Raw genomic sequence first — 25609 nt, 5'->3', positions numbered from 1 at the left:
TCCACCGCACTTCGTTCCTCAAGAGAACAACCACTCAATGGAGCGAAGCCGGGTCGACCCGCAACGCCTTCTCGTTCCCCCGTCGTCATGATTTCGACCGATAGTCAGGAAGTCTTCGCAGCTCCCGCGGACAGTGCAGCAGCAGCTGACTTTCCCGATGCCGGCCGCCTGCAGGAACTGAGCACGCGACTCATCCATGAGGGCGACGTCCAGACCCTCTATCAACACATACTCGACACGGCGCTGGCGCTGACCCAGGCGGACATGGCCAGCCTGCAGGTATTCCATTCGGAGCGCGGCGAGTTCCGGCTGATCGCCTGGAAGGGACACACGCCGTCGCCCGCGTCCTTTCTGGACTGCGTGCGCCCCGAGACCGCCGGCCCCTATGCCGTCGCGATGCGCAACGGCGCGCGCGTTTTCGTTGCGGACATCGACGACAGCGTCTTCGCCAGCGGCTGCCGGGAAATCGACGGCTTTCGCGCCGCAGGCATTCGCGCGATGCAGGCCACGCCGCTGGTCTCGCGCTCGGGCGAATCGCTGGGCGTCATCTCGACTCACTGGCGCCGGCCGCTGGCCGATGATCGACCGCTGCACCTGTTCGATGTGCTGGCGCGCCAGACGGCCGACCTGATCGAACGCGCGCGGAGCGAACTGCGTCTGCGCGAAACCGCAAGACAGAAGGATGCTCTCTACAAACTGGCGGACCTGCTGCATCGCACGCGTTCGCTGGACGACGTCTACGCCGCGGCACTGCAGGCGATCGTCGTGGCCCTGCAATGCGATCGCGCGTCGATCCTGCTCTTCGACGAAGCCGGTTCGATGCGCTTCGTGGCATCGGGCGGGCTCTCCCACAGCTATCGAGAAGCGGTCGAAGGACATTCGGTGTGGAGGCCCACCGATCCCAACCCCGCGCCGATTCACATCGACGATGCTGCGACTGCGCAGATGAGCGAGTCGCTGCGGGAGAGCATCCTCGCAGAAGGCATCGGCGCGCTGGCCTTCATTCCGTTGGTCTCGGATGGCCAGCTGATCGGCAAGTTCATGGCGTACTTCGACGATCCGCACGGCTTCTCGCGCGACGAGATGGACCTGTGCCTGCTGATCGCGCGCCAGGTGGCATTCGCCATCGAGCGCAAGCGCACGGAAGACGCGCTGCGCGAAGCGGATCAGCGCAAGGACGAATTCCTCGCCATGCTCTCGCACGAACTGCGCAATCCGCTGGCGGCGATCACCATCGCCGCACAGGTACTGCAACAGAACGTCACTGCCGATCCATCGCAACAGGAAGCGCGCGGCATCATCGATCGCCAGACCGCGCGGCTCACGCGACTGGTCGACGATCTGCTCGAAGTGTCGCGCATCACGTCCGGACGCATCCAGCTGCAGAAGCAGCGCGCGGCGCTGCGCGACATCGTCGAGCGCGCCGTCGAAAGCGTGCGACCGACGATTTCCCTGCACCATCATGCGTTGCGCCTCGTGGTACCAGAGACTGCAGTGTGGCTGCATGCGGACGCGGCGCGCATCGAGCAGGTGCTCATCAACCTGCTCTACAACGCCGCAAAGTACACCGACGACGGCGGCACGATCCAGCTGCTCGCCGAGTGCGACGGCTCGCACGCCGTGCTGCGCGTCGTCGACAACGGCATCGGTATCGAACCGGACCTGATGCCGCACATTTTCGAGCTGTTCACGCAATCGCAGCGCTCGCTGGACCGTTCGCAGGGCGGTCTCGGCATCGGCCTGTCGCTGGTGCAGCGGCTCGTCACGATGCATGACGGCACGGTGCACGCACGCAGCATCGTCGGCGAAGGCAGCGAGTTCATCGTGCGACTGCCGGTCCTGCAGGACGACGCCGACGCCGCAGCGGAGCTCACGACCGAATCGCAGGATGCGCCCGCGCCCACCCTGCGCATCCTCGTCGTCGACGACAATGCCGACGCCGCCAGGGGACTGGCGTTGCTGCTCGGCGGTCACGGCTATGCCGTCTCGCTCGCCTATGACGGCGAGGCCGCACTCGATGCGGTGCGCAGCGTGCAACCGCACGTCGTATTCCTCGACATCGGCCTGCCGCGGATCGACGGTTACGAAGTCGCGCGTCGCCTGCGTCAGGATCATTCCCGCGACGCGCTCGCGCTGGTTGCACTGACGGGCTACGGCAAACAATCCGATCGCGAACGGGCCTCGCAGGCGGGCTTCGATCTGCACCTGGTCAAACCGGCCGACGTGTCGGCCGTGCTGCAGTATCTGTCGGTGGTTGCAGCCGGACGCCGGGAACGTCAGGCGCGATGATCCTGCTGTTCCGCATATGTCATGCCGCCGATCGTGCAATGCAGCTCACGCCAGACCGTGACGCAATACCTTCCGCCTGGCGATGAAGTGCGCGGCTCGTCACGCACGACGATTCAAGTCGCCCAGCAGAATTCCGATGACTAAGTAGATTCATCAACGCTCCCGGAAGCCGATGCACGAGCCCTTGCCATCGGCCTCGCACGAGTGACGACATCATCGGCAACTGCTCAGGGGAAATTGATCGTGAACAAGTTCTTCTCGATTCTGGCGATCGCCGCATCCGTCGCGCTGCCCGTGGCAGGGGCCATGGCAAGCGATCTCGCAAAAGCCGGCACCATACTGGTTTCGGCGGACGGCGTCCGTCTCGGACCGGTCTATCGCGTCGCCGGCGACGGCTCCGCACAGCTCATCATCAAGGGCAAGATGGCGACGGTCCCCGTCGCGACGCTGTCCATGGTCGATGGCCGACTGACGACCAGCCTGTCGAAGAATGACGTTGGGAGTCTGAACTGATTTGGCAGTGAGGCCGCAGCGTGATCGCTGCGGAATCGGCCGCGGGGCATGATCGGATCATCATCAATCTGGATCCTTCAATGAGGCCGCAGCGTGATCGCTGCGGAATCCGCGAATCAAGCCACGCCAGCCACGCGGCGCCTGTTGCCTTCAATGAGGCCGCAGCGTGATCGCTGCGGAATCCCTCGTCATCGTCGAATGCGCGATGGATTTTTTCCCGCTCCCTTCAATGAGGCCGCAGCGTGATCGCTGCGGAATCCGCGCGTACTTCGAGGTGAACCCATGACCTTCAAGCCTTCAATGAGGCCGCAGCGTGATCGCTGCGGAATCCGATGCCTTCGCCGCAACCGCCCCCGACACCGTTTTCCTTCAATGAGGCCGCAGCGTGATCGCTGCGGAATCAGCAGTTGATTGGGAATTGATGAAAATCTCCTGTGTCCTTCAATGAGGCCGCAGCGTGATCGCTGCGGAATCCAGCCCTTGGTTCCTTAGTACCTAAGTACTACCGATGCTTCAATGAGGCCGCAGCGTGATCGCTGCGGAATCTACACAGAAACATCGCCGCTTTCCGTGGCTGCGTAGCTTCAATGAGGCCGCAGCGTGATCGCTGCGGAATCGAATTTCGCAACGAACGTCTCGCCGCGAGCACCGAGGCTTCAATGAGGCCGCAGCGTGATCGCTGCGGAATCGTAGTTGACGGCTCCGTCAGTTTCGGGCAGGCTGACGCTTCAATGAGGCCGCAGCGTGATCGCTGCGGAATCCAAGGTCAGCATCGAGGCTCAGTTCTACCAAGAGGGCTTCAATGAGGCCGCAGCGTGATCGCTGCGGAATCTGCGCGGGGAGCTCGCGAAAGTCAAGACCGAAGCGGCGCTTCAATGAGGCCGCAGCGTGATCGCTGCGGAATCCAGTACGTCCAAAAGTCAACCCCGGTTCATTGCAGGTGCTTCAATGAGGCCGCAGCGTGATCGCTGCGGAATCGGCGAAGGTGGCGCCAGAGTTCTTCGCGATGTACCGCGCTTCAATGAGGCCGCAGCGTGATCGCTGCGGAATCTGCAGCCGATCGGCGATCACATCGAGCGCGTGACCGGCGCTTCAATGAGGCCGCAGCGTGATCGCTGCGGAATCCCCGCTGCGCGTGCGTCAGATGCAGACGATCGTGTCTGGCTTCAATGAGGCCGCAGCGTGATCGCTGCGGAATCCTGGCGTCAGCCCGCGCATCCGCCGATTGTTCAGCGGCTTCAATGAGGCCGCAGCGTGATCGCTGCGGAATCCCAGGTTCTCGATCACGCGGCCGTGGTCGATCAGCGTGCTTCAATGAGGCCGCAGCGTGATCGCTGCGGAATCCGCGAAAGAATGGCGGCGGATGGCTGGGCCGTGGAAGCTTCAATGAGGCCGCAGCGTGATCGCTGCGGAATCGATCTGCTGGCAGACGAATCTCGACGAGCGCACGGTGCAGCTTCAATGAGGCCGCAGCGTGATCGCTGCGGAATCCGGCGTGTGATCGGGGCCGTGGATGTGCGTGACGCGCTTCAATGAGGCCGCAGCGTGATCGCTGCGGAATCTCTGTGTGACGCCTTAGGTATGACGCGCGGCGAACTATGCTTCAATGAGGCCGCAGCGTGATCGCTGCGGAATCTCTGCGTGACGATCGCCTCATCGGGCGGATTCACGACGCTTCAATGAGGCCGCAGCGTGATCGCTGCGGAATCGTCGCTGCGGGTTGTGTTTGAACGCGCCGCGAAGCTGCTTCAATGAGGCCGCAGCGTGATCGCTGCGGAATCGTCCTGGATGAGGAAACGAAGCTCATCTGGGATCTGCTTCAATGAGGCCGCAGCGTGATCGCTGCGGAATCCATGCGTGCCCTTGCCGACCCGATTCGAGTAGCTGTCGCTTCAATGAGGCCGCAGCGTGATCGCTGCGGAATCCTCGGACTACGCGTGGAACGTCAACTTCAACAACGGGCTTCAATGAGGCCGCAGCGTGATCGCTGCGGAATCAAGAAGAGCACGGATCAGGCGGCGGAGGCGACGGAGCTTCAATGAGGCCGCAGCGTGATCGCTGCGGAATCACTCTGGAAGCCCATCGGCACTGAGCGCATCAGCGCTTCAATGAGGCCGCAGCGTGATCGCTGCGGAATCCTTGCCGGCGGACGCGAGGTTGCCGTGGTCCGCGTGGCTTCAATGAGGCCGCAGCGTGATCGCTGCGGAATCCGACACCCGCGGCACGGCAAGATCATCGAGACGTCGCTTCAATGAGGCCGCAGCGTGATCGCTGCGGAATCCAGGCGGTTCTGCGTGTGCGCTTCGCGCTTCTGCTCGCTTCAATGAGGCCGCAGCGTGATCGCTGCGGAATCTACGCGCCCGTCACCGCATCCAGCGCACGCCCGCCGCTTCAATGAGGCCGCAGCGTGATCGCTGCGGAATCCCGGGGCCGGCCGGTTGGCGTGATGCGGTCGCCGAGCTTCAATGAGGCCGCAGCGTGATCGCTGCGGAATCCAAGAAATATCAGTTGGGGCAGGTGTCCGTCATGCCGCTTCAATGAGGCCGCAGCGTGATCGCTGCGGAATCGATGATCCTGGGTAGAGGTTAAAGTGTTAAAGTGTGCTTCAATGAGGCCGCAGCGTGATCGCTGCGGAATCCGCCTTGTTCAACTTGATCGTCTTAGACAGCGTTGGCTTCAATGAGGCCGCAGCGTGATCGCTGCGGAATCCGTCCACTCCCAACCCCGCGAACGAGTTCGTATTTTCGAACCGTCTGCGAGCGCTGCGATAGGTGGCCGAGATCATGGAGAACACGATCAATGGGAATCAACTTGAAATGGAAACAAATTCCGAATTTTCAAAGAGCTGGGACTTGCGAGCGCTCCCCGGGATTTTCGGCATCACCGGAGCTCTCGCGGAAGGCGGCGAGAATCAGATGATGACCGGTTCGCGAGTGACGGGCTCGAAATCCTTGCCCAAGCTTACCACCCTCGGGACCACACGATCAGCGGGCCCAACATCGACGAACAGGATGTGATCCTCGCCGTGATGAATGACGCCGTCGAGCAGGGCCACGAGTTCTGCATGTCGTTGCCTGCTCATCCGACACTGGAAGACGGACAGCTGCAACCATTCACCATAGCCGTTCATGACATTGAATACCCGCCGCCAGCGCTTCTGGTCGGCGATGTCGTAGGTGACGACGTAAAGGTGCTCTTCCTTCATATCAGCGCGTCGTGAAGTTGGGATATTCGGGTATCTCCCCGAGCAGATGCCGGCTCAGCAGGCGTGCCTGCAATTCCAGCAATCTGCGATAGCTCACCCTGTATCCGAACAGTGGATGCGTAATCTCCTGGCCCATCCGACGTTCGAACGTGGCGATGAACCGCTTGCGACCATCTTCTGTCAGCGCAACGCTGCCGGCGACGCTGATGAAATCCGACGGGCGAACCTCCCCGTTGTTGATCGCCTGGATCACACTCGAGTCTGCAATCAGCGGTCGGAAGGGCTCCATCATGTCCAGCGCCAGCGCGGGACGCCCGTAGCGCGGCTGATGATAGAAGCCTCGATAGGCATCGAAACCCACGGCCGTCAGGGCAATCGTCCACGCGCGCACGAGCAATGAGTACCCATACGACAACAGCGCGTTGACCGGGTCTGTCGGCGGGCGACGATTGCGCTTTTCGAAATCGAAGCGCAGCGAGTCGTCGTCACCGCGGCTGATCATCTGCGAGAAATTTCCGAAGTAGCGGGCGGCTGCCTGACCCTCCGTGCCGAGCAGTTCGCCCAGGTTCTGGGCGCGCTGGACTCCGCGCAGATCCGCCTGGAATCCGTCGATGATCACGTCCGGGGCTGATCCGTCTTTCCAGTTCCGGCGCAGCAGGGTCTTCTGATTCTGAATCTTTGCTGCGACCAGGCCTTTGGCCAGACGCAGGCACACTTGCGGATCGAAGCTGGCGCGATACTGGGCCGTGCGTATCTCGACATTTTTGTGACCGATGCCGACCGTGTGTCCCGTGAACCATCCGCCAAAAGAGTGCCAGGTGATCGGGATCTCCCTGCTCATCAGTTCCTGCAGCGTCGGCGTCGTCACATACACCTGTCCGAGGATTGCGAGCTGCGAGATATCCACCAGACGAACGCTCTGTATCGGCTTGTCTTCGACACTGATCTCCAGTGTTTCGCCCTTCTTCGCGACCTTCGCACCACGCGCCTGGACATACAGTGGCAATGCCGCATCACGCGTAGCAGCCAGCGGTCTGGGAGTGACATCCTGTCGGAGAAGGGAATGCACTTCGTCCGGCAGGCAGATGCCGACGAGCGAACACCGCGGACACTTGGGACTGTCTTCCAGCGGCGGCGGAATCTGGCCGCCTGCTGCAACGAGCCGAAGTCCATCGATCGCGTTTCTCGTCAGCGCACGCAGTTCCTCATCGAACACGACACGCACACGCTCGCGACTCTCAGCGAAATACAGCACGCCCTCTTCGCAGAGATAGCCGTGCTCTTCGAGGATGAGTCCCTGCACGCATAGCTGTACTCGCTCCGGATCGTAAGCACCGCGCTGCACATGAGGCCGCCTGCCGCGCTTGTAGTCGACCGGCGTGACGCGATTGCCTTCAGCCTCCACGAGATCCAGGCGCGCGATCAATCCAAGCCGGTTGGAGGAGAGCGTGATCGAACGTGCATGGAATTTCTCGTCCGATGCATCGTCGGTGGCGGGCAGATCGCCGCCCGCCTTGTCGACACGGCGATGCACGTATCGACCCTCGACGGTATCCGACGAGTCCGCCCACTCGCCCTGCACCCATTCGAGATAGGCGAGCCGCGGGCAATACTGGTACTCGTTGACCATGCGCGCCGGCAGCAGCGGCAGATCGCCGCTGAGTTCGGGAAAGGGCAGCGGCAGTTCCTGCTGGGGGAGGGTGTCCTCAGCCATCGCACGAATCCTGTGTTTCCCTGGCTGGGGGCAGGATCGCGCCGGGCAGTCTCAGGAACTGAGACTCAATGCAGGATTCTGCGACCGGATTCGATCTGGACGGCAGAAACCTGGATGCAGATCACCTGCGTGTGGCCGGCATTCCGACAAATCGGAAAACCAGCTCCCCGTGTATCGATTGCGGATCGATTGCCATCGCGGAAACAGGTGTCCTCCGCGAAAGCAACTCCTCGAAGCAACTCCTCTTGCACCCACGCCCAGGCGAGAATCGTCGTAAGATGCCACGCATGGAACCGGCCGTGCTCGAAACAACCGCGCGCATCATCGCCACGACGCTACCCGACGTATGGGCGGTCTACGTCTACGGCAGCGCTGCCCGCGCCGATGACGGGCCGGCAAGCGACATCGACATTGCCGTTCTGCTGCCGCCGCGCTCCGCGATTCCCGACAAGCTTGGATTGATGGCCCGGATTGCTGCGGCCGCCGGGCGTGATGTGGATATCGTCGATCTGCGCCGGGCCAATCTCGATCTGATTCACGCAGTGCTGCGCGAAGGTCGTGCGCTGCTGATTCAAGACGAAGATGAAACGCTCGGATGGGAGGCAGAACGCATGACCGACTATGCACTCTTCAATCCACGTCGCGCCGACATCATCGAACAGTACATGCGCGAACCGCTGCGACGCACGCCATGAACATCGCCGCCCGAAAACTCGCCGCGCTCGAACGTTGCGTGGAACGTGCCCGCAATGAACATGAGCTGGCGGGCGGCAATTTCCGGAATGATTTCACGCGACAGGACGCAGCAATCCTCAACGTCACGCGCGCCTGCGAAGCCGCCATCGATCTTGCCAACATGGCAATCCGCAAGCACCGACTGGGCGTACCCGGCGACGCGCGAGAGGGCTTCGCGCTACTGGAACGCGGCGGCCTCGTTTCCTCCGATCTCAGTGCACGGCTTCAGCGAATGGTCGGATTCCGCAACATCGCCGTTCATCAGTATCAGGATCTCGATATCGACATTGCGGAATCGGTGATACGCGACGGCCTGGATGATCTGCTGGTGTTTTCCGAAGGGATCAGAGCGCGGTTGTGACAGAGCATGGCGGCCACCACCTGCTCGCTGTCCGATGCTTTCTCACAGCAACATCTTTCCGCCATCGACGAACACGCCGCGTTCCGGCCATTCCGGACACAGAGCTTCGACGACGGCCATCAACTCATCGAGCGCGCGGTAGGGATCGTCCTCAGGCGGAACGACGACCTCGATGCCGCCGCCGTTGGCGCAGGGTTGGTCAGGCGAGGTGGGAGAGGATTTCATCGAGAAGCGTCTCTGCGTCGCTATGCTATGGCCTATCTCACACGACCGAAATATTTCGCAACAAGCGACCCTGCAACCAAAAATGCCCAGCGATTGCCTGACCTACTCGCGGAGGATCATGACCCTTCCAGGCTCGCTCGGTTACGACGATATCAAACCGCCCATCTTCACCGGACGCTTCCGACATAGAACCCCGCATTACAACGGTTCGTAAGCGCCAAGCCCGCTGTCCGAGCATGCTCATTCCCCAGATTTCCTTGATCTCTCCATGGAATTCATAGTCGTCTACATCCCATCCATCCACAGGGAGCAGACCAACCATATCCTCCATACTGTATCTTTCCTCCAGTGCGCCGAATTCCGGTTGCGTGTGTTCTCCAGTCAGCCAATGCATTCCTTCGAAGTGCTCCACGGTGCGAGGAATCGAGAATGTTCTGACTTGAGCCGGGCCGGCGTCGTAGGCGATCGCAGCAAACAGGAACTGATATTTTCCGTCGCGACGATACCAGCTGCGATTGGCAGCAAACTCGGTGTCATAGAACGAAATAGAGGCGTTCCCGATACGGGCTTCCAACTGCGCTTCGACACCGTCCGCCCATACAAGCACCCGCTTCAGCTCGACGTCATGGCTCATGCCGTCCTTGCAATAGGGGAACATCGAGCGGAACTGGTTGGCCTCACCCGGATTCCTGGATAGCGCAACGACCAACGCTATCCCGGTGTTGCGTTCCGAATATGCCTGCGCACTTTCTTGTGTTTCGACCAACGAACCACTAAGTGACTGCCAAGGAATCAGGTGATCCCGGCGATGCAACTGAGGCGTGAAATGCATGAGATCTGCAATCAACGTTGTCGATGCTTCCAACAGAAATCCACGCTCTTCGATCAGCTCAGCTGGGGGTGGTGATGAAGGAGATTTCAAATGTCCGGGATTGTGTGTTGCAACACGTAGCAACTCCGGAAGATGCTCGACGACGAACATTGCATCGTCGAAGAAGGGCATCCAGTGAGAACCCATGGAATGAATCTCATCGTCGCCTTCTTCGAAGACAAGGAATGGCTTTGTCGTTGCCGGCAACTGAACACTACCTGTTGAATTGCAGTATTCGGCCATCTGCGCTTCATCCTCCGGGGTCGCCAGGCGGAGGTCTGGATGGTCTCGCCGCACCAAGACTTTCCCCAACGAATCAAACACAACGCCATAGTGCTCGCTGCTCATCCAATCGACGGAACCGATCCCATAGCTCGATAGGAAAACACGGTCAGAGATGTTGAATGTGGGCATGATGTTCGCATTCCTCATGGATTCTCTGAGGGTTGCTCACTCACTGTCTTCGAAACAACTACAGCATCAGCTCGTCACTGATGAGGGGCCAAAGTTGCCAAAACCCTGACTCGTTCGTCGGATCGCAGAGTTGCAGATCGCGAAGATGCCGCGAGCTATGCGCTCCTCTCCACTCCCTGTCCAGTCGACCTGAAGCACCGAGCGCGCCATATGGCGAGAAGCCGGAACCGTCCAGAGCGGCCATGTGAAGGCCATGTCATCACCGCGACCGACGACACCCGTCGTGATGATCTTCGTGCCGCGCGGAAAACTTGGCAGCAGCGGTAGGCCACGGAACGCCAGCCACTCAAGCGGGGCATCCACGCGAGTGCCGTCGTCGTTCGGATTGTTTGCCATCAAAGCCCAGTTGCGCTCGGAACCAGGATCCCACCGAAGGTTGCTACCAGGCTTTTCCCCATGCCCCTCGAACAGCGATTGCTCGATCCACTCCTGAGTCACTGAAGCTCGAATGCCCTCCACGGCACCAAGGAACGTCTGATTCGCCGCTGTGAAATGGAATGCGGTGGGCTTGGTGTTGCCCTTGCCATCGACAGCGACATCCGTGCCATAGGCCGCCGCGTAGGCCGCTGCCTCGTCGCTGCCCTTCGACCACGCCGCGATGCAGTCCGCGAGGAACGTTTTGAATGCATCAGGCGGAGGTTTGAGGTCGGCGACCTTCTGCGGTCCTTGCTTTTTGGTGGCGGCCTTCGTGTAGGTGAAGCGCCACGGCGCGCCCTCGGCCTCGGCAACTTTGGCGTCCTCCGCGATGCCTTTCACGAGGTCGGATTTACTGCCGTCGAATCCGTCAACGAAGGCTCGAAACGAACCATCGTCAAGAAAGCCGAGCTTCGCACCTGGAACGATCCGAAGCAGCCCCAGTGCTGCAAGGAAACCGAGCGGATTGGAACCGTCAACACCCACGAGTTGGATGCGGCTCATGACAATGCCTCCTTCCCCTGCTCTGCTTCGCTGGCACGATGATCGGCGAGACGAAGAATCGCCTCCAGCCAACACAGTTCCTGCCAGCCGTATTTTTCCACGAGCGCCCAGAAGCGATCAGCGAGCGGGGAATCGAGCTGATGCAACTTGTTGTCTGACGGGATCGCGGCAAAGTCGAGCGTGCCGAAGGTCTTGCTTGCGTGGCTATCGAGCGAGATGTCCACCGGCACTTCGTCGGTCACAGCGGGCGCGAAGGGGCGGCAGTAGCCGTGGTGGCTCGCGACCAGATGAAGCACTAGGTCAAGATCGGGCGCTTGCTGCGGATCCACCTTCTGCAATGCCGCCTTCAGCGCATCCATGCGACTGCTCAACATCGCGAGTGACTGCACTTCATGACGTGCGCCCCGTGGATAGCCGCTCCTTTGCTGCGCAAGCCGATGTGCTTCACGCGCACCAGGCGGCATTGCCGATTTGGCCTGCAGCGTTTCGTCTTTGAAGAACTCGATCTTGCTTCCGCCGCGAAGCATGAGCTGAAACCGCGGGTCGGCCTTGCCGATGTCGTGCAGCCACGCAGCAAGCGCGATGTGCTCGGCCAGCCACACGCCAAGCCCGCATCGCATTGCAAACTCACGCGCGAACGACTCCACGTCGATGCTGTGCTCAGCGAGTGAGACAGCCCGGCCTGCGTAGAACGAGTCGTCGCCGTCAGTTGTCAGCTCCACACCATCTTCGAGCGTCTCATCGGGACGAATCGTGCCTCTAAGCTCCGCCAGAGGCACGCGCCGGGCATAGAGAACAGACCACGAAGGCGTACCTGGCACCACGAGCGATCTGCGCCCGACGGCGAGCTTCTGCGCCCAAAGGCGCTTCCATGCTGGCCAGTCACCGTTTGAAGCAAGGCGACCGAGCGCCGCGCGAGCCTCACCCGGCTCGTCGAGTGGAAGGGAAAGTCCGAGCGTCCCGATGACGGCAGGCTGCAGTCGCAGCACCGGCCTCGCGCGAGCGAACAGTTCAGCCTGTTCCGCGCGGTCGCTGACCGGCTCGGTCGAGGCGGCATCGAAGCAGCCGTTACGGATGCCGCCATAAGCCGCAGGCACAACAAGCGTGTGGCCGGGCTTCAAGGTCTTTGCATCGACGATCTCGCTCTCGTCGCCCCTCCAACGGAGCGCGCGGCGCCCTCCGGTTTCCGGCTCTTCATTATCGTCGAGCATCGCACTCTCGGCATCACTCGAATCGCTCGCGGACTGATTGCTGAGCCATGCCCGCACCGTGGCGAATGGCAGCGACATGGCCTCGAGGCCTGAAGGGCGTACAGCCGCGACGATCGCCGTTGCCGCTTCGATATCATCTGTTTGAAGCACATCCTCCGTGAGATCGGCACGCCAGACGACCTGCACATCCGCCGGCCCCGCGCTCGGTCCGTGCAGCCAGAGGCTCACATCGGGAAGCTGGCTCGGCGCGGGCGAGGTTTGCGCCCAAAGGTCTAGGTATGCAGGGAGCAGGGTTGGCGCGTTGGGCTTGGGAGCGAGCAGCTTTCTCAGTTCGTCGCCCGTTGGGACATCAAGCGCAAGGATGCCGAAATCAACCTGAGCCCGCTTGGCGATCTGCACTTCGGCCTGCACCTTCGCTTCCCCTCGAAGCTTCTTGGCTGCGTCTTTGAGCTTCCTCAGTTCATCCTTCAACTTCTTAGGGCGCTCTTTTTCTTGCTCCTTGAACCACCTGACGGTCTCCGCAATGGCTTTTCCGTAGATAGGATCGTCTTTGGCAGACTTGTCATGAACGATGACGCCTTCTGCGCTTCCGTACATTCCAAGCCGATCCACTCGACCAAAGCGCTGCCGCAGACTATCGAGGCTCGCCACCTCCGTGACCAGCGCATCGAAATCGAAGTCCGCGCCAGCCTCGATGCACTGCGTGCCGACGATGACGCGCTTGGGGCTGTCCTCACTCCGTTCGCGGCCAGTCTGAACAGCGGGCCGCAGCTCGCGAAACACGTCGTCGCGGTCGAGTGGTCGCATCCGGCCGGTTAGCAGCGTGACCGTTGCATCAGCACCCAGAGTATCGCCAAGCTCCGCTGCGATTGCGCTTGCGCTCGCCACGCGGTTGACGACCACAGCAACAGTTCGATGGCGTTCCAACAGGTTCCTTGCATGATCCACGCACGCCTTCTCCAACACGGTTCGATCCTCAACCTCGACCAGACGCGCGGGTTTCCTGACGTGCAGGCGCGGTCCGAGCGGCGAATCCGGCTGCTTCTCGTCATCGCACAGCATGAATGGCTCCGTGTCGTCCGTACCCGGTGTGGCCGACAGGAATGTGTGGGCGAAGCGCGTCTTCACGCCGCTGCCCGAGAACCGCGTGCGCAAGCGTGTGAGCTGATCGAGCGTCTGCCGGAACGGCTCCGACAGATGCACCTCGTCGAGCAGAAGCAGCGTGTCGTTGGCGAGCAGACCCGCATGCACCGGCTTCATCCCCTGGCTCACGCCGTAACCCTGCATCAACATGCGAGAACCAACCTGATCGACAGTCGAGGCGATGACAAGCGGCTGATCGGGTGTGCGTGCCCATCCGTCGTCCTTGGGCATTCCGCCACGCAGGGTGAACACACCAAGCGGTTCTTCACCCATGCGTGTCAGTGAACGCAGTCGATTGGCGACTTCGACCACGACGGGCACGGCATTCGTCAGCAGCGCATGAAGGATGGTACGTCCACGCTCGGCGACCTGATCCACCACGATGCGGCGATCCACCACCATCGCGATGCGCCTTGGGCACCATCGCTCGGCTGCATTTTTTTCGGCATCGAGTGCGAGCGCGAATAGCGCGATGTCGATGCACGTCGTCTTGCCTGCACCTGTTGGCAGGTCGAGCACGCGTGGCCATACCTTGTCGGCAACGATCCGTTCGAGCAGACGCTGTTGCCACGCGAAGGGCTGCTTGTCACCGTGAACGGCCGCGTGGAACGCGCCGAAATCGGAGGTGGAGAGGCTCATTGGACCTCCACGGGCAGGCACAGCCCGAGACCGAAATACCGACCGGCACCAAGCAGCAGCGGACCGCGCACGGGCGCGTCGAACCGGATGTCGGCGTGCACACGCACGCGCGGCGTACGGCCGGGCTGCCCAGGCCAAGGACGGAAGTCCCGAACATGCTGCGCGCCGGGGAGCAGTGGCGCGAGAGACACTTCAACAGATACCGGGCGCACGCCGACGACGTTCTGGCAGGCGTCACTGATGCTCCGCTGCGCCTCCAGCGCGGCCTTGCGCGCGGTGCCGCCCTGGTTGCTGCGCAGGTTTCCGGGGTTCCTATCTAGCGCAATCGGCGTGGCGGTGATGAAGCGCATGGCTGGCTGGGACCACCGCTGCGGGTCGAGAGCGAGCTTTGCCGACACGTCTACGCGCCGAACACGGAACGGCGGCAGCGTCCCGCCCGCCAGCGTCAGGTCGCCGCGATCATCTGCACGCGCCTTCTCCCACTTTGCGACGAGACGCAGCAATGCATCACGGTCGCACGCTGACAGCGCGTGCGGCAGCACGAGGGCACAGCCCATGAGCGCACCATCGGCATGCTCGTGCCCTACGAATGGCAGCGGCACGAACGCAACGTGCGGCGCTCGCGTCGGGCCGTTCTCTGCGTGCCCCGAGATCGTCGCCGGAAGGTCCTGCCTGCCATGCATCTCGATCAGCGAAGCGCGCAACGCACGCGCAAGATCGGTGGTGCGTGAAGCGAGCGGCCGCGAACCGCCCACGCGCTCGAAGATCACCCAGTCAGGCGAAAACACGCTTTCGGCGTGCAGGACTGCCGCTGTCTCCTCGGACACCGGGCGATAACGCTGTGGTCGCGCCGGCAGCACACGACCCTGCACGCCCCGATGGTGCTCGAAGGCTCGGTCGAGCCGGTCGAGCTGACCAGGGCCGATCGCGCGCAGGACAACATCTCCTTCGTCACTCGGAACGAGCGTCGGCGTGAAATCGCCATCAACGAGCGTGCAGCGCACCAGCGACGATGAGTGACCCAGACGCGTCACGCGCGCACAGAGGCGTTCCAGTGCGGCGCGATGAGGCGATGGGGCAGCCTCCGGCCAAAGGAATACGAACGTGGGCGTCTCGGGCAACACGACGGGAAACGTTCGCACTTGGCGCGTTCGCCGCTCGGGTATGAGTGAAACCGAAGTTTCCAAATCCGCATCTGAAAAGCCATCGTTGGCGACGGCACGTTTCGCCTTTTCAATCGCCTTCAACGCCTTCTTGCTTGCATCGCTCTCGGCATTTTTGAGGGATTCTTCTTGGAACCTAGCCTCCGCGTTCGCGAGTTTGCTTCTCGCCTTCGTCTTTTGATTGGCGAATTCAACGTCCCACGCTTCTGACGATAAGCCGGCGGTTTCACCGAGCGTCACGTCATTGACCGGCACATACACGTCCTGCACCTGACGCCTGCCGACCTTCGATTCTGGATCGGCCCGCAGCGACGGTGCGCTCTGCTGTTCGAGCCACAGGAGCGCCTCCCGCTCGGCTAGATCCACGTCATCGTTATCGTGGAGCGCAGCGACTAGCGCCGAGAAGAAGCGCGCAGGATGCGGCGGCCACTCTGCGCGTCCGCGATCATTGTGCGCGGTTGCCGCGTAGCGACCGGTCAGCAGCTCGACCTCGATGGCAAGCATTACGACTCCATGGCGTCTGTTTCCGCCGCCGCCAGCGCGCGGCTTCTCGTGACGAGATCGGCAAGCTTCGGCGACGGCGTGAGTTCTGCCAGCAGCACGCCCGCATCCGTTTCAAACTTGACGCCATCGGGCAGCTTCCCAACTGCGTCGTTGTAGAGGGCGATGGCTCCGGCAAGGCTTAGCTCTAGGTTCGTCGTGTTGCCATCGCGGCCGACCGCCTCCAGCTTCAGCGCGCAACCCGGTTTCGGCACCAGCAGGCAACGCGAACGGAGATCATGCCCGCGATCCTCTGCAGCGAGCACCGCGAGGAGGCCAAGAGCGACCAGCACCGTCCGCGCCTCGTTCGCGCCGCTCGCGAAGCCGAGCCGACGCAATGCCGCCAGGGATAGCACGACTGTGTGCTTCGCCTCGTCGATGGTCACGCCACCACCTATCGAGTCGATGCTCGGCGTGACGTTGCCGTGATTGACCTCTGAGGGCTTGCCTTCCTTACCGAACCTTGCTGGTTTTTCTGGATTCCTGAGCGCAGGTAAGCCATCGGCGGCAGTGATAGTGCCTTGGTCGCTCTCGATGCCGATGGTCCATCGCTCGTCGCCCTCTGCCTCGTAGATGTCAGCTGCCTTCTTGAGAATGTTCATCGGATCGATCCGGCTTTCGGTCTTGCTGCCGAGCACCGCGTTGATGCCGACGATCTCCGACACCAGCGCACGCTGGAACTTGGCACCGAGACCACCCTTCGGACCGGTGCTGTCCCACAGGCCGAACACAAGCCCGGTTGGGCAGACCTTGAACAGCGCGGTCGCATCCTTGGGGCTCGTGTCGGTCAAACTCTTGCCCATATCTGAGAGGCGGAAGAGCACATTGCCGAGCAGACTGTCGCGCAGCAGGGCGTCCGCGATGCGGTGCGGCGCGGTGAGCGAGGTGACACGGCCCACTTCAGGCGCGACGTTCTTAAAGTCGACGCTGACGACGGGCAGCGCGATCTTCTTTTCGTCCCACAGCGCCTGCAACGCGTCCTCCATCCGGTTCGCTTGGCTCTGCACCGAGTCGATAAGCACGCATGTCGTGTCCTGCCTATTGATGCGACGGGTCTCGAACGCATACTTCGCACCGGGCTTTTTGTTTTTGTCATCTACCGCATGTGTCGGTGGAAAGATCTTGTCCCCCGGCCCGCCGGCTGGCTCCAACGTTGCCACACCACGAATGGCCACTGCGTCGCCGGCTACGAGTTTTCTCAGCTCTTCAAGGTTCAGATGCATTGGTTTCTCCTCTTCCATATCTCTGTCTGTTTGCTTCGAGTACAGGGTGTTCTTCTGTCGTCGTCTCGGGTTCGCCCTCACCCGCCCGTAAATCGCGATGGCTTGCGGTTCAGGAACGTGCACGAGGCGTTCGGGAATGCCGGGATCATTTTCGTTCTTGGCCCCTCTAATCCCCGCCTACCCTCCCCGCTTCACTGAGAGGAGGAAGGCGAAGATTAGGCCCTCGCAGTGTCGCTGCTCCACTCCATTCGTTCATCGCTGCCTCATCTGACGCCGGCTCCGTTTCAATCTCGTCAACGCTCGACAGGTCGATTTTCGGTCATAAGGGGGGGTTGCCCCACGAGTCTGACATTTGTGAAACAAGCCGTTTCACCAAATTTTTATCAGAACCATTCATGCCTCATCCTCCACCATCCCCACAAACTCCTCCGCCTGCAGTAACCGCGGCACCTTCTCGATCTGCTTCTGTTCGACGATCGGTTTCGGCTGTCCGCTGACCTGCAGTTGATCGAAGCCGCGCGCCGAAACCAGTACGCGGGATTCGAGCGTCGCAGTGGCGGCGTTGTAGGCATCGACGGTTCTGCCGAGGCGCTGGCCGAGTTTGGTCCAGTGCTCGCCCAGCTTGGCGACGCGGTCGTAGAGATCCTTGCCCAGCAACGCGATGTCCTTCGCATTCTGCGCGAGTGCTTCCTGCCGCCAGCCGTACGCGACGGCGCGCAGCAGGGCGATGAGCGTAGTCGGCGTTGCGACGATGACTTTCTCGTTCACGCCGAATTCGATGAGCGACGGGTCTTCCTGCAGCGCGGCGCTGAAGAACACTTCGCCGGGCAGGAACATGACGACGAATTCCGGCGTCGGCAGTGAACTGCTCCCAGTAAGACTTCTTGCCGAGCGCCGTGACGTGGTTGCGCACCTGGCGCGCGTGATGGGCGAGACGCACGCGCTGCGTGGCTTCGTCGGTGGATTCGATCGCTTCGAGGTACGCGGAGATCGACGCCTTGGCGTCGACGATGATATTCCGCTCGCCGGGCAGCTTGATGACGAGGTCGGGGCGCAGCTTGCCCTCCTCGGTCGTGCGGTTCTCCTGCTCCAGGAAATCGCAGTGATCGAGCATGCCGGCCATTTCGACGACGCGCTTCAACTGCAGTTCGCCCCAGCGACCGCGCACGGTCGGTTGCCGCAAGGCTTTGACGAGGTTCGCGGTCTCGTTGCGCAGCACGGGCAGGTGCGTTTCGACGAGGCCTTTCAATTGCTCGTTGAGGGCCGAGTAGGACGAGACGCGCGCAGTCTCGATGTCGCCGAGCTTGACGTCGACTTTGGCGAGCGATTCCTTCAACGGGCGGACCAGATCGTCGACGGCCTTGTGACGTGCTTCGAGATCGCCGCGTGCGCTCTCCTGGAATTTTTCGAGCGTCGCCTTGGCGAGTTGCAGGAAAGCCTGGTTGTTGTTGTGTAGCGCGTCGGAGGAGAGCGCCTTGAAGGAATCGCCCAGCGCGGCCTGTGCCTGCTGCAGCAGCGCCTTCTGTTCCTGGAGTGCCTTCGACTGTTCGATCAGGCGCGTGTCGAGCACCGCGATGCCGGCTTCCTGCTGTCGCAGCAGTTGATCGCGCTGTTCGAGTTTCGATTCGAGGTCCGGCAGGCGCGCTGATTTCTCCTCTGCTGCTGCGCGGCTCGCGGATTCCTCGCGATGCTGGTCGAGAAGGCGCGTATGCGCGCTTTTCAGCATCTGAAGTTCAGTGGTGCGCTCAAGCAGTTGGTGCTGGACAGCGGCGAGTCGAGCGTCGGCCGTGGCGCGCGCTGCTGCGAACTGCACGCCGCGCATGAGCCAGGTGATGGCGGCGGCCAATGCGCCGGCCGTGGCTGCGATCAGGATGATTTCCGTCATGGATCCTCCGTGCGATCCGTTCAATAGCCTGCGATGGGGGGCATTGAACGCGGCGCGAGTCTCATTTCGTGAGAGTCGGCGGAGGGCGATGGGATTTTTTGATGGGGGTACGGGGGTTATGTCTTCGCGCAATGGATATGGGCGTCGTCGCTGCGCCGGAGAGCCCCCTCCCTGCCCTCCCCCGCTTCGCGGAGGAGGGGAAGAAAGCTATCGATAGCGGTCGAGTGCTTGCTGCAATCGCTGAATCACTTGCGACCGCAACGATTCGGGTTCGACGACTTCGACTTCCGGCACGTGCCGCAGAATATCCATCACGAGTTCGCGATCGTCGTGATACGGAATCCGCAGTTCGTAGCGGCCATCTTCGAGCCAGGCACCCTCCTGGTACGGATGCCACTTTTCGTCGGCCACCCAGCGGGCGCGGTCCTTCGAGAAGTGCAACACGGCGAGTTTGTCGGCTTTACCGCCGAAGATGCCGTAGGCGCTGGCGTAGTGCGCATCGAGTTCTTCGGCCGCGACATCCATGGCCGGCGCTTCCAGAACCGTCGGACGCCGGATGCGATCGATCGAGAAGCTGCGCAACGCATCGCGGCCTTCGTCCCAGGCATCGAGATACCAGCTTTCGCGATAGTGGGTGATGCGCTGCGGCGACACGACGCGTTCCGTGCGCTCGTCGGTGCCGCGGGCGTGATACTCCATCCAGAGCTTGCGACGCTGCAGCGTTGCCGACGCGGCAATCTGGAATGAAGCGCCAACGAGCCGCGACGCCACGGCCGGAAATCGCAGGCGACTCGCGGCTTCGCCGAGATTGAGCCGCTGATGGCGTGCGAGATGATCCAGGCGCCGGGCCAGCGGCGCGATGTGTTCTTCGAGCAGGCCGCTGCCGAGATCGGCAAGCATTCGATGCACGACGGCCAGCGCCTGCAGTTCGGTGGCCGTGAACCAGAGTCCGGGCAGTTCGTAGGGCTCGCCCTCGCGCGCCGGTCCGTAGCGATAGCCTTCCATGGTCGACTGGATCGGCGCATTCAGATACGTGCGCATCATGGCGATGATGCGATGGAGCGTCGGCCTGGAACATTCGAGGCGTGCGGTCAGGTCTTCCAGCGGAATCGGCGTGCGGCGACCGCTGAGGATGGTGTGGAGCTGGAAGATGCGGTCGAACTTGTCCATGGGATCTCTCCTTTCAATCCCTGGACTCCTTTTCCAGGCAGCACTTCTTGTACTTCCTGCCGCTGCCGCAAGGGCACGGATCGTTGCGGCCCACTTTGGGCGACTCGCGCACGTAGGTAACGAGCTCGTATTCCGCGTCGTGGTAGTCCTTGCGAAAGCTGGCCTCGTCCCTCCATCGCTGCCGTCGGGCGGCGATTTCTGCAGGATCGTAGAAGCTCCATGCGTCGTCGATACCGAGCCATCGCGGCGCGTCCTCAGCGGCTTCGTAGACTTCATCCACCTCTTCGCGCGTAAAGACCAGCGCGCCATCGGGCGTATCCGCGAGATCGTTCAGCAACGCCCGATGCGCTGCGCGCGGGAAGTTGAGCAGAACGGCAGCGGTGAGCAGACGATCCTGCAGATCATGCGATTCGTCGCCGACCCACGCAGCCACTTTCCCCAGCGCGTCGTCGAGTGCCCCCGGGCCGCGACACTCGCTGGCAGCGAGAACCAGGTCGACCGCATGGGGGCGCATGTAGGGCATCGCGCCCGCGCTGAACGCGAACACTTCGACGTCGTGAAGAACCGCGTCTGACTTGTTGCCGAACAGATCCGGCCAGGCACCCTCCAGCCAGTCTTCCAGATCCGGGTCTTCATCGCCGGCGAGCCGACGCATGAGGGCAAGCAGCAATCGCCCTGCTGCATCGTCTTCCATCAGGCCGAGGATGAAGGCCGCATGCAACACCAGCCACCACCGGCCGGCGATGGCGTGCTCGGCGAATTTCCATTCAGCATCGGGACCGACGACGAGCTGCAGCTTTTCCAGCATGGCGTCGCCGCGGCGCACGCATTCGTCGATGACGTTGCGGGGCACGCGGTCTTCGTCGCGGATCATCAGTTCGATCAGTTGCTGTTCGCTGAGCACCGCGAGTTCGGACGATTCGTAGCGGGGAAGCTCATCGGATCCAGGCGTGGAAATGATCATGGGCTAACGGGAAATTCCTGGCAGTTGCAGCAGCGCGGGCAGTTCGCCGTGATCGGCGAAGATGTGGTCGGGACCGGTGGCGCGCAGTCGTCCGGTGTCGTGAAATCGATGATGATCGTCCGGCAGAAACAGCGCCGTGCGCGTACCCGCCGCCTTGCCCGCAAGAATGTCCACGTGCGAGTCGCCGATCATCATCGCGCGGGCGGGTTCGCATTCGAGCGCGGCGAGCGCGCGGGTGACCGGTTCGGGATGCGGCTTGTAGTTGGCGATGTCGCCGCCGCAGGTGACGAAGTCGAACAGCTCCAGGATACCGAGGCGTTCGAGCACGCCGATCACGAGATTGCGCGGCGACGAGGTGACGAGCGCCGTGCGCAGGCCGTGATCGCGACAGTGTTCGACCACGGGCCTTGCCAGCGGAAACAGCTCCGCGCGCAGGAAGGCGGTGCGCAATCCGGCGTCGACCTGCACTTCCAGCTGGGCAGCGTCGAACCGGCCGTAGTGGGCGGCAACGTCGGCGTAGTCGCGAAAGAAGCAGCTGCCCAGCACTTCTTCGTCGCTGGCTTCGATGCCGAAGGAGCCCAGCGCCAGCTGGTAGGCACTCACCCATAGCGGCAGCGAGGGGGTGAGCGTGCCGTCGAAGTCGAAGAGGGCGGCGTGGAATTTCATGGGTTCGTGATGTGCGGAGAAGAAGACCCCTACCCTGCCCTCCCCCGCTTCGCGGAGGAGGGGAAGAAGGAGAAGGGATTATTTCAATCGGTTCGTACGACTGCCGTCGGCGAGCTGTTCGGCCAGCGATTCGAACTGCGGCAGCAACGGACCGAGCCGTTCTTCGAGGAAGTCGCGGATCGTGTCGACCGTCACCTGCGTGCCGCGCTCGATTTCCATGTTGATGCGTGCGCCGACGGCTTTGTCGCCGAAGGTCGTCATGCGCAGCGTCTCGGGAATCAGCCAGACGCTGAAAGTCGACGCGCGTTTGTCGACGCTCGCGACCGTGAGGCTCGCGCCGTTCAGCGCGATGTAGCCCTTGGCGAAGACATAGCGGATCCACGGAGGCGGGACTTCGAGCGTGAGGACGTGATTGTTGTCGGGCTTCTGCACGTCCGCGACCTTCACGACGCAGTCGATGTGGCCGGACAGCGGATGTCCGCCGATCTCTGCGCCGTCTTTCGCGGCGCGTTCGATGTTCACGGCAGTGCCTGGCCGCACGTCACCCAGTGTCGTGCGCGTGAGCGTCTCCTGCATCACATCGAACGTCGCATGACGGCCGGCGGTCGACGTCACGGTGAGGCACACGCCATCGACGGCGACGCTCGCGCCGATCTCGAGTTCCGATTCGACGCCGCCCGGCAGCTCGATGTCGAACGTGACGAGGCCGCTGCGGCGCTGAATGCTCGCGATGCGGCCGAGACCTTTGACGATGCCGGTGAACATGGAAGTGGGGCGCGGGATGGAGGTGGGGCGTGGGCGGGATTGAATCATGTTCCTACCCGGGCCCCAAGCCCCGCTACCCGCGTCCTAGTCGATCCAGTTGAGCGACCTCGCCACCGCCTTCTGCCACGAGGCATAGAGCTGGCCGCGCCGTTCCTTCGGCATCGCCGGTTTCCAGGTGCGATCGACGCCCCAGTTGCGCTTGAGGTGATCCGAGTCCTTCCAGAATCCGGTGGCGAGTCCCGCCGCGTATGCCGCGCCCAGTGCCGTCGTTTCGGTCACGCGCGGGCGCACGACGGCGACGTCGAGGATGTCGGCCTGGAACTGCATCAACAGTTCGTTGACCACCATGCCGCCGTCGACGCGCAGTTCGCTCAGGCGAATGCGCGAATCCTGTTCCATCGCCGCGAGCACTTCGCGCGTCTGATACGCCGTGGCTTCGAGCGCGGCACGCGCGATGTGGGCCTTGGTCGCATAGCGCGTGAGGCCCGTGATCACTCCACGTGCGTGTTCCTTCCAGTGCGGCGCGTACAGGCCGGAGAACGCCGGCACGACGTAGACGTCGCCGTTGTCGGCGACGCTCGCGGCCAGCGCTTCGATTTCGTTGCTGCTGCGGATGAGCCCCAGGTTGTCGCGCAGCCATTGCACCAGCGCGCCGGAAATCGCGATCGAGCCTTCGAGCGCGTAGCACGCGGGCGCCGTACCGAACTGATAGGCCACCGTCGTCACGAGTCCCGCCGCCGACACGACCGGACGATTGCCCGTATTCATGAGCAGGAAGCAACCCGTGCCGTAGGTGTTCTTCGCCTCTCCCGGCGCGAAGCAGGTCTGTCCCACCAGCGCGGCCTGCTGATCGCCGAGAATGCCGGCGATGGGCACGCCTTTCAGCGGGCCGTGGGCGATCTCGCCATACACCTCGCTCGAAGACGCGATGCGCGGTAGCACGCTCGCCGGGATGCGAAAGGTCTGCAGCAGTTCGTCGTCCCACTGCAGCGATTCGAGATTCATGAGCTGCGTGCGGCTCGCATTGGTGACGTCGGTGATGTGGGTGCCGTGCGTCAGGTGCTGCATGAGCCACGCGTCGATGGTGCCGAAGCAAAGGTCGCCCGCCTCCGCCTTCGTGCGCGCGCCCGGCACGTTGTCGAGCAGCCAGCGCAGCTTGAGACCGCTGAAATAACTCGCGAGCGGCAGGCCGGTGCGCGCACGGAAACGATCCTTGCCGCCCTGCGCGGAGAAATACTGGACGAGCGGATCGACGCGCGTGTCCTGCCACACCAGCGCGTTGTGCAGCGGCTCGCCGCTGGCGCGATCCCAGAGCACGGTGGTCTCGCGCTGGTTGGTGATGCCGACGCAGGCGATGTCGCGCGCCGTGAGCTTGCCGCTCACCAGCGCTTCGGCAATGACGTTGTCGGTGTTACGCAGGATCTCCTGCGGCGAGTGTTCGACCCAGCCCGGCTGCGGATAGATCTGTGCGTGTTCCTGCTGTGCGCTGGCCACGATGCGACCGGCTTCGTCGAAGACGATGAAGCGGGTGCTGGTGGTTCCCTGGTCGATGGCGCCGACGAATTTTTTCATGGGTGGCGGATCGTCGCGTGTGAAGTGCCCGCCGGGAGCGTAACGCGCCGGGCCGGGCTGCTTCCATAACGCCGTTTCTTTGTGAGTTCTGCAGATATCCGCTTCACTGCAACCGGGGACCGGACTTAGACTCGATGGCACACTCTCCCAGCCTGACCGTTCTCAGGCCGGCTAAAGCCGGCCCCACAGGCAGAGTGCCATTGGACCTGAACTGCCCTGCAGGAACATCGCCACCGGACCGCACGAACATGAGCGCAACGACGGAAGACTGGCTGCCCCGGCATCGGCTCACGGTCGAGGACTATCACCGCATGGGCGAAATGGGCCTGCTCGCGCCGGATGCGCGAACGGAATTGATCAATGGAGAGATCATCGACATGACGCCGCCAGGGAGCAGACATTCGGCCATCGTTACCTATCTCACCCACGCGCTGACGGCCGCCGTCGGCAAGGCTGCGCTGATTTCCGTGCAGTCGCCGCTGCGACTCAACCGCATGAACGAACCGCAGCCCGACCTGCAGATCCTGCGCAGGCGCGATGACTTCTACGTCAAGGCGCTGCCCGCCGGCGCGGATGTGCTGCTGGCAATCGAAGTCGCCGATTCCACCCTGCGCTATGACCGCCAGATCAAACTGCCGCTGTATGCGAAGTACGGCGTCGCGGAATTCTGGCTCGTCGATCTGAACGCGAAGCAGATGACGCGCTGTCGCCAGCCGCGCGAGGGTCGATACGATGACGTCGCCGTCATCGATGCCGCGCGGATTCACGAGCCGCTGACCGTCGACACCTTCCGCATCGAAGTGCCCCGCCTGTTCGAACTGGTCGAGTAGCCGACGCGGGCGATTCATCCCCGTCGCTCGATCCATCCGTCCAGCGACCCCTTGCCCGGTCCGTACACGATCAGCACCAGGAGCATGAAGCCCCACAGGTAGTGCTGCGCGATGGCGGCTTCGAACCCTTCCTGCAGCAGCACATGAGCATAGGAGACGACGGCCAGCACATTGACGGCCTGCAGGCCCAGCGCACTCAGCCGCCCGCACAGCCCGAGGATCACCAGCGTGCCGAACAGCAGTTCGCCCGTTGTTCCCGCAACGGCGGCGACAGCCGGCGACAGCCATGGCACGCGGTATTCCTCGCGGAACAGGAACAGCGTGCTGTCCCAGTCCGACAGCTTCAGCCACCCCGATTTCAGGAATACCCAGCCGACGTAGCAACGGGTCAGCAGCGCCAGCGGCGCGGCCAGTGCCGACAGCGGCATCGTCCAGTCATTGATCTTGCGAATCCAGCCGGTGGCGCCCATTCATGCTCTCCTGCGATGTTTGCGCTACAGACCGGCGGCCTGCGATATTTATTGCAGTGACTC

19 protein-coding genes, 2 pseudogenes and 1 CRISPR repeat array are annotated in these 25609 nt (G+C 62.5%); of the genes and pseudogenes, 5 read left to right on the top strand and 16 right to left on the bottom strand.

Annotated features, from left to right (window positions below; all coding sequences use genetic code 11):
- Nucleotides 1–87 precede the first annotated feature (87 nt).
- Both V7D81_RS06395 and V7D81_RS06390 read left to right on the top strand, forming a co-directional pair.
- A complete protein-coding gene (locus tag V7D81_RS06395; protein ID WP_324315308.1) occupies nucleotides 88–2289 on the top strand; it encodes an ATP-binding protein in 2202 nt (733 codons plus the stop codon).
- Between the two features lie 243 nt (nucleotides 2290–2532).
- Entirely contained in the window at nucleotides 2533–2802 is a 270-nt protein-coding gene (locus V7D81_RS06390; RefSeq protein ID WP_324315307.1) for a hypothetical protein, read from the top strand.
- A gap of 1 nt (nucleotide 2803) precedes the next feature.
- Nucleotides 2804–5511: a CRISPR direct-repeat array (repeat unit 36 nt; unit sequence GCTTCAATGAGGCCGCAGCGTGATCGCTGCGGAATC).
- Nucleotides 5512–5713: 202 nt separating this feature from the next.
- Here V7D81_RS06390 and cas2 read toward each other — a convergent pair.
- Together cas2 and cas4g/cas1g are read right to left on the bottom strand one after the other, a co-directional pair.
- The gene (cas2, locus tag V7D81_RS06385) at nucleotides 5714–6007 is read right to left on the bottom strand and encodes a CRISPR-associated endonuclease Cas2 (RefSeq protein ID WP_324315306.1); all 294 of its coding nucleotides are present in this window, start codon (nucleotides 6005–6007) and stop codon (nucleotides 5714–5716) included.
- 1 nt (nucleotide 6008) lies between these two features.
- Nucleotides 6009–7721, bottom strand: coding sequence for a CRISPR-associated endonuclease Cas4g/Cas1g (gene cas4g/cas1g, locus V7D81_RS06380; RefSeq protein WP_324315305.1), 1713 nt, complete (start codon nucleotides 7719–7721; stop codon nucleotides 6009–6011).
- Between the two features lie 68 nt (nucleotides 7722–7789).
- Here cas4g/cas1g and mntA point away from each other — a divergent pair, with 68 nt between their 5' ends.
- Together mntA and hepT are read left to right on the top strand one after the other, a co-directional pair.
- On the top strand, nucleotides 7790–8416 hold the full coding sequence (gene mntA, locus V7D81_RS06375; protein WP_324315304.1) for a type VII toxin-antitoxin system MntA family adenylyltransferase antitoxin: 627 nt from the start codon (nucleotides 7790–7792) through the stop codon (nucleotides 8414–8416).
- Nucleotides 8413–8817, top strand: coding sequence for a type VII toxin-antitoxin system HepT family RNase toxin (gene hepT, locus V7D81_RS06370; protein ID WP_324315303.1), 405 nt, complete (start codon nucleotides 8413–8415; stop codon nucleotides 8815–8817). Before mntA ends, hepT begins: the two co-directional genes overlap by 4 nt.
- Nucleotides 8818–8859: 42 nt before the next feature.
- On the opposite strand, the gene V7D81_RS06365 is transcribed toward hepT, so the two are convergent.
- The 13 genes and pseudogenes from V7D81_RS06365 to glpK form a co-directional block, all read right to left on the bottom strand.
- A complete protein-coding gene (locus V7D81_RS06365; RefSeq protein WP_324315302.1) occupies nucleotides 8860–9042 on the bottom strand; it encodes a hypothetical protein in 183 nt (60 codons plus the stop codon).
- Nucleotides 9043–9079: 37 nt separating this feature from the next.
- Entirely contained in the window at nucleotides 9080–10327 is a 1248-nt protein-coding gene (locus tag V7D81_RS06360; protein ID WP_324315301.1) for a hypothetical protein, read from the bottom strand.
- A gap of 66 nt (nucleotides 10328–10393) precedes the next feature.
- Nucleotides 10394–11305: a type I-G CRISPR-associated protein, Cas3-extension family gene (locus V7D81_RS06355; protein ID WP_324315300.1), complete on the bottom strand. Its 912-nt coding sequence runs from the start codon at nucleotides 11303–11305 to the stop codon at nucleotides 10394–10396.
- A complete protein-coding gene (gene cas3g, locus V7D81_RS06350) occupies nucleotides 11302–14298 on the bottom strand; it encodes a type I-G CRISPR-associated helicase/endonuclease Cas3g (protein WP_324315299.1) in 2997 nt (998 codons plus the stop codon). The genes V7D81_RS06355 and cas3g overlap by 4 nt, the downstream gene beginning before the upstream one ends.
- Entirely contained in the window at nucleotides 14295–15965 is a 1671-nt protein-coding gene (gene csb2 / locus V7D81_RS06345; RefSeq protein WP_324315298.1) for a type I-G CRISPR-associated protein Csb2, read from the bottom strand. Before csb2 ends, cas3g begins: the two co-directional genes overlap by 4 nt.
- Nucleotides 15965–17224 (bottom strand): type I-G CRISPR-associated RAMP protein Csb1/Cas7g, encoded by a 1260-nt coding sequence (cas7g, locus tag V7D81_RS06340; protein WP_324315297.1) that lies wholly within the window; start codon nucleotides 17222–17224, stop codon nucleotides 15965–15967. Before cas7g ends, csb2 begins: the two co-directional genes overlap by 1 nt.
- A gap of 393 nt (nucleotides 17225–17617) precedes the next feature.
- Nucleotides 17618–18061 carry a DNA recombination protein RmuC gene (locus V7D81_RS23195; protein WP_349257616.1) on the bottom strand — a complete coding sequence of 148 codons (444 nt, stop codon included), beginning with the start codon at nucleotides 18059–18061 and terminating at the stop codon, nucleotides 17618–17620.
- Nucleotides 18062–18191: 130 nt separating this feature from the next.
- Nucleotides 18192–18950, bottom strand: a pseudogene (locus tag V7D81_RS23190) (DNA recombination protein RmuC); the annotation flags it as partial.
- 366 nt (nucleotides 18951–19316) lie between these two features.
- Nucleotides 19317–20279: a helix-turn-helix transcriptional regulator gene (locus tag V7D81_RS06330; protein WP_324315295.1), complete on the bottom strand. Its 963-nt coding sequence runs from the start codon at nucleotides 20277–20279 to the stop codon at nucleotides 19317–19319.
- A gap of 13 nt (nucleotides 20280–20292) precedes the next feature.
- Nucleotides 20293–20394, bottom strand: a pseudogene (locus tag V7D81_RS23185) (SEC-C metal-binding domain-containing protein); the annotation flags it as partial.
- An 852-nt stretch (nucleotides 20395–21246) separates the two neighbouring features.
- Nucleotides 21247–21909 (bottom strand): HAD family hydrolase, encoded by a 663-nt coding sequence (locus V7D81_RS06320; RefSeq protein ID WP_324315293.1) that lies wholly within the window; start codon nucleotides 21907–21909, stop codon nucleotides 21247–21249.
- Between the two features lie 78 nt (nucleotides 21910–21987).
- Nucleotides 21988–22674, bottom strand: coding sequence for a riboflavin synthase subunit alpha (locus V7D81_RS06315; RefSeq protein ID WP_324315292.1), 687 nt, complete (start codon nucleotides 22672–22674; stop codon nucleotides 21988–21990).
- Nucleotides 22675–22758: 84 nt separating this feature from the next.
- Nucleotides 22759–24246: a glycerol kinase GlpK gene (gene glpK, locus V7D81_RS06310; RefSeq protein ID WP_324315291.1), complete on the bottom strand. Its 1488-nt coding sequence runs from the start codon at nucleotides 24244–24246 to the stop codon at nucleotides 22759–22761.
- 248 nt (nucleotides 24247–24494) lie between these two features.
- Here glpK and V7D81_RS06305 point away from each other — a divergent pair, with 248 nt between their 5' ends.
- Nucleotides 24495–25076 carry a Uma2 family endonuclease gene (locus V7D81_RS06305; protein WP_324315290.1) on the top strand — a complete coding sequence of 194 codons (582 nt, stop codon included), beginning with the start codon at nucleotides 24495–24497 and terminating at the stop codon, nucleotides 25074–25076.
- Nucleotides 25077–25090: 14 nt separating this feature from the next.
- Here V7D81_RS06305 and V7D81_RS06300 read toward each other — a convergent pair whose 3' ends face one another.
- Entirely contained in the window at nucleotides 25091–25546 is a 456-nt protein-coding gene (locus V7D81_RS06300; protein ID WP_324315289.1) for a DoxX family protein, read from the bottom strand.
- Nucleotides 25547–25609: the final 63 nt, after the last annotated feature.

It is taken from the genome of Povalibacter sp. (assembly GCF_036735925.1).
In the GTDB taxonomy this organism is placed as follows: domain Bacteria; phylum Pseudomonadota; class Gammaproteobacteria; order Steroidobacterales; family Steroidobacteraceae; genus Steroidobacter.
The sequence above is the reverse complement of the archived record's forward strand: the minus strand, read 5'-3'. Positions and strand labels throughout refer to the sequence as shown.

What these genes read in the sequence shown, in the direction of transcription:
- V7D81_RS06395 (WP_324315308.1), top strand. Translation starts at nt 88, where the DNA reads ATGATTTCGACCGATAGTCAGGAAGTCTTCGCAGCTCCCGCGGACAGT.
- cas2 (WP_324315306.1), bottom strand. Translation starts at nt 6,007, where the DNA reads ATGAAGGAAGAGCACCTTTACGTCGTCACCTACGACATCGCCGACCAG.
- cas4g/cas1g (WP_324315305.1), bottom strand. Translation starts at nt 7,721, where the DNA reads ATGGCTGAGGACACCCTCCCCCAGCAGGAACTGCCGCTGCCCTTTCCC.
- mntA (WP_324315304.1), top strand. Translation starts at nt 7,790, where the DNA reads ATGCAGGATTCTGCGACCGGATTCGATCTGGACGGCAGAAACCTGGAT.
- hepT (WP_324315303.1), top strand. Translation starts at nt 8,413, where the DNA reads ATGAACATCGCCGCCCGAAAACTCGCCGCGCTCGAACGTTGCGTGGAA.
- V7D81_RS06365 (WP_324315302.1), bottom strand. Translation starts at nt 9,042, where the DNA reads ATGAAATCCTCTCCCACCTCGCCTGACCAACCCTGCGCCAACGGCGGC.
- V7D81_RS06360 (WP_324315301.1), bottom strand. Translation starts at nt 10,327, where the DNA reads ATGCCCACATTCAACATCTCTGACCGTGTTTTCCTATCGAGCTATGGG.
- V7D81_RS06355 (WP_324315300.1), bottom strand. Translation starts at nt 11,305, where the DNA reads ATGAGCCGCATCCAACTCGTGGGTGTTGACGGTTCCAATCCGCTCGGT.
- cas3g (WP_324315299.1), bottom strand. Translation starts at nt 14,298, where the DNA reads ATGAGCCTCTCCACCTCCGATTTCGGCGCGTTCCACGCGGCCGTTCAC.
- csb2 (WP_324315298.1), bottom strand. Translation starts at nt 15,965, where the DNA reads ATGCTTGCCATCGAGGTCGAGCTGCTGACCGGTCGCTACGCGGCAACC.
- cas7g (WP_324315297.1), bottom strand. Translation starts at nt 17,224, where the DNA reads ATGCATCTGAACCTTGAAGAGCTGAGAAAACTCGTAGCCGGCGACGCA.
- V7D81_RS23195 (WP_349257616.1), bottom strand. Translation starts at nt 18,061, where the DNA reads ATGTTCCTGCCCGGCGAAGTGTTCTTCAGCGCCGCGCTGCAGGAAGAC.
- V7D81_RS06330 (WP_324315295.1), bottom strand. Translation starts at nt 20,279, where the DNA reads ATGGACAAGTTCGACCGCATCTTCCAGCTCCACACCATCCTCAGCGGT.
- V7D81_RS06320 (WP_324315293.1), bottom strand. Translation starts at nt 21,909, where the DNA reads ATGAAATTCCACGCCGCCCTCTTCGACTTCGACGGCACGCTCACCCCC.
- V7D81_RS06315 (WP_324315292.1), bottom strand. Translation starts at nt 22,674, where the DNA reads ATGTTCACCGGCATCGTCAAAGGTCTCGGCCGCATCGCGAGCATTCAG.
- glpK (WP_324315291.1), bottom strand. Translation starts at nt 24,246, where the DNA reads ATGAAAAAATTCGTCGGCGCCATCGACCAGGGAACCACCAGCACCCGC.
- V7D81_RS06305 (WP_324315290.1), top strand. Translation starts at nt 24,495, where the DNA reads ATGAGCGCAACGACGGAAGACTGGCTGCCCCGGCATCGGCTCACGGTC.
- V7D81_RS06300 (WP_324315289.1), bottom strand. Translation starts at nt 25,546, where the DNA reads ATGGGCGCCACCGGCTGGATTCGCAAGATCAATGACTGGACGATGCCG.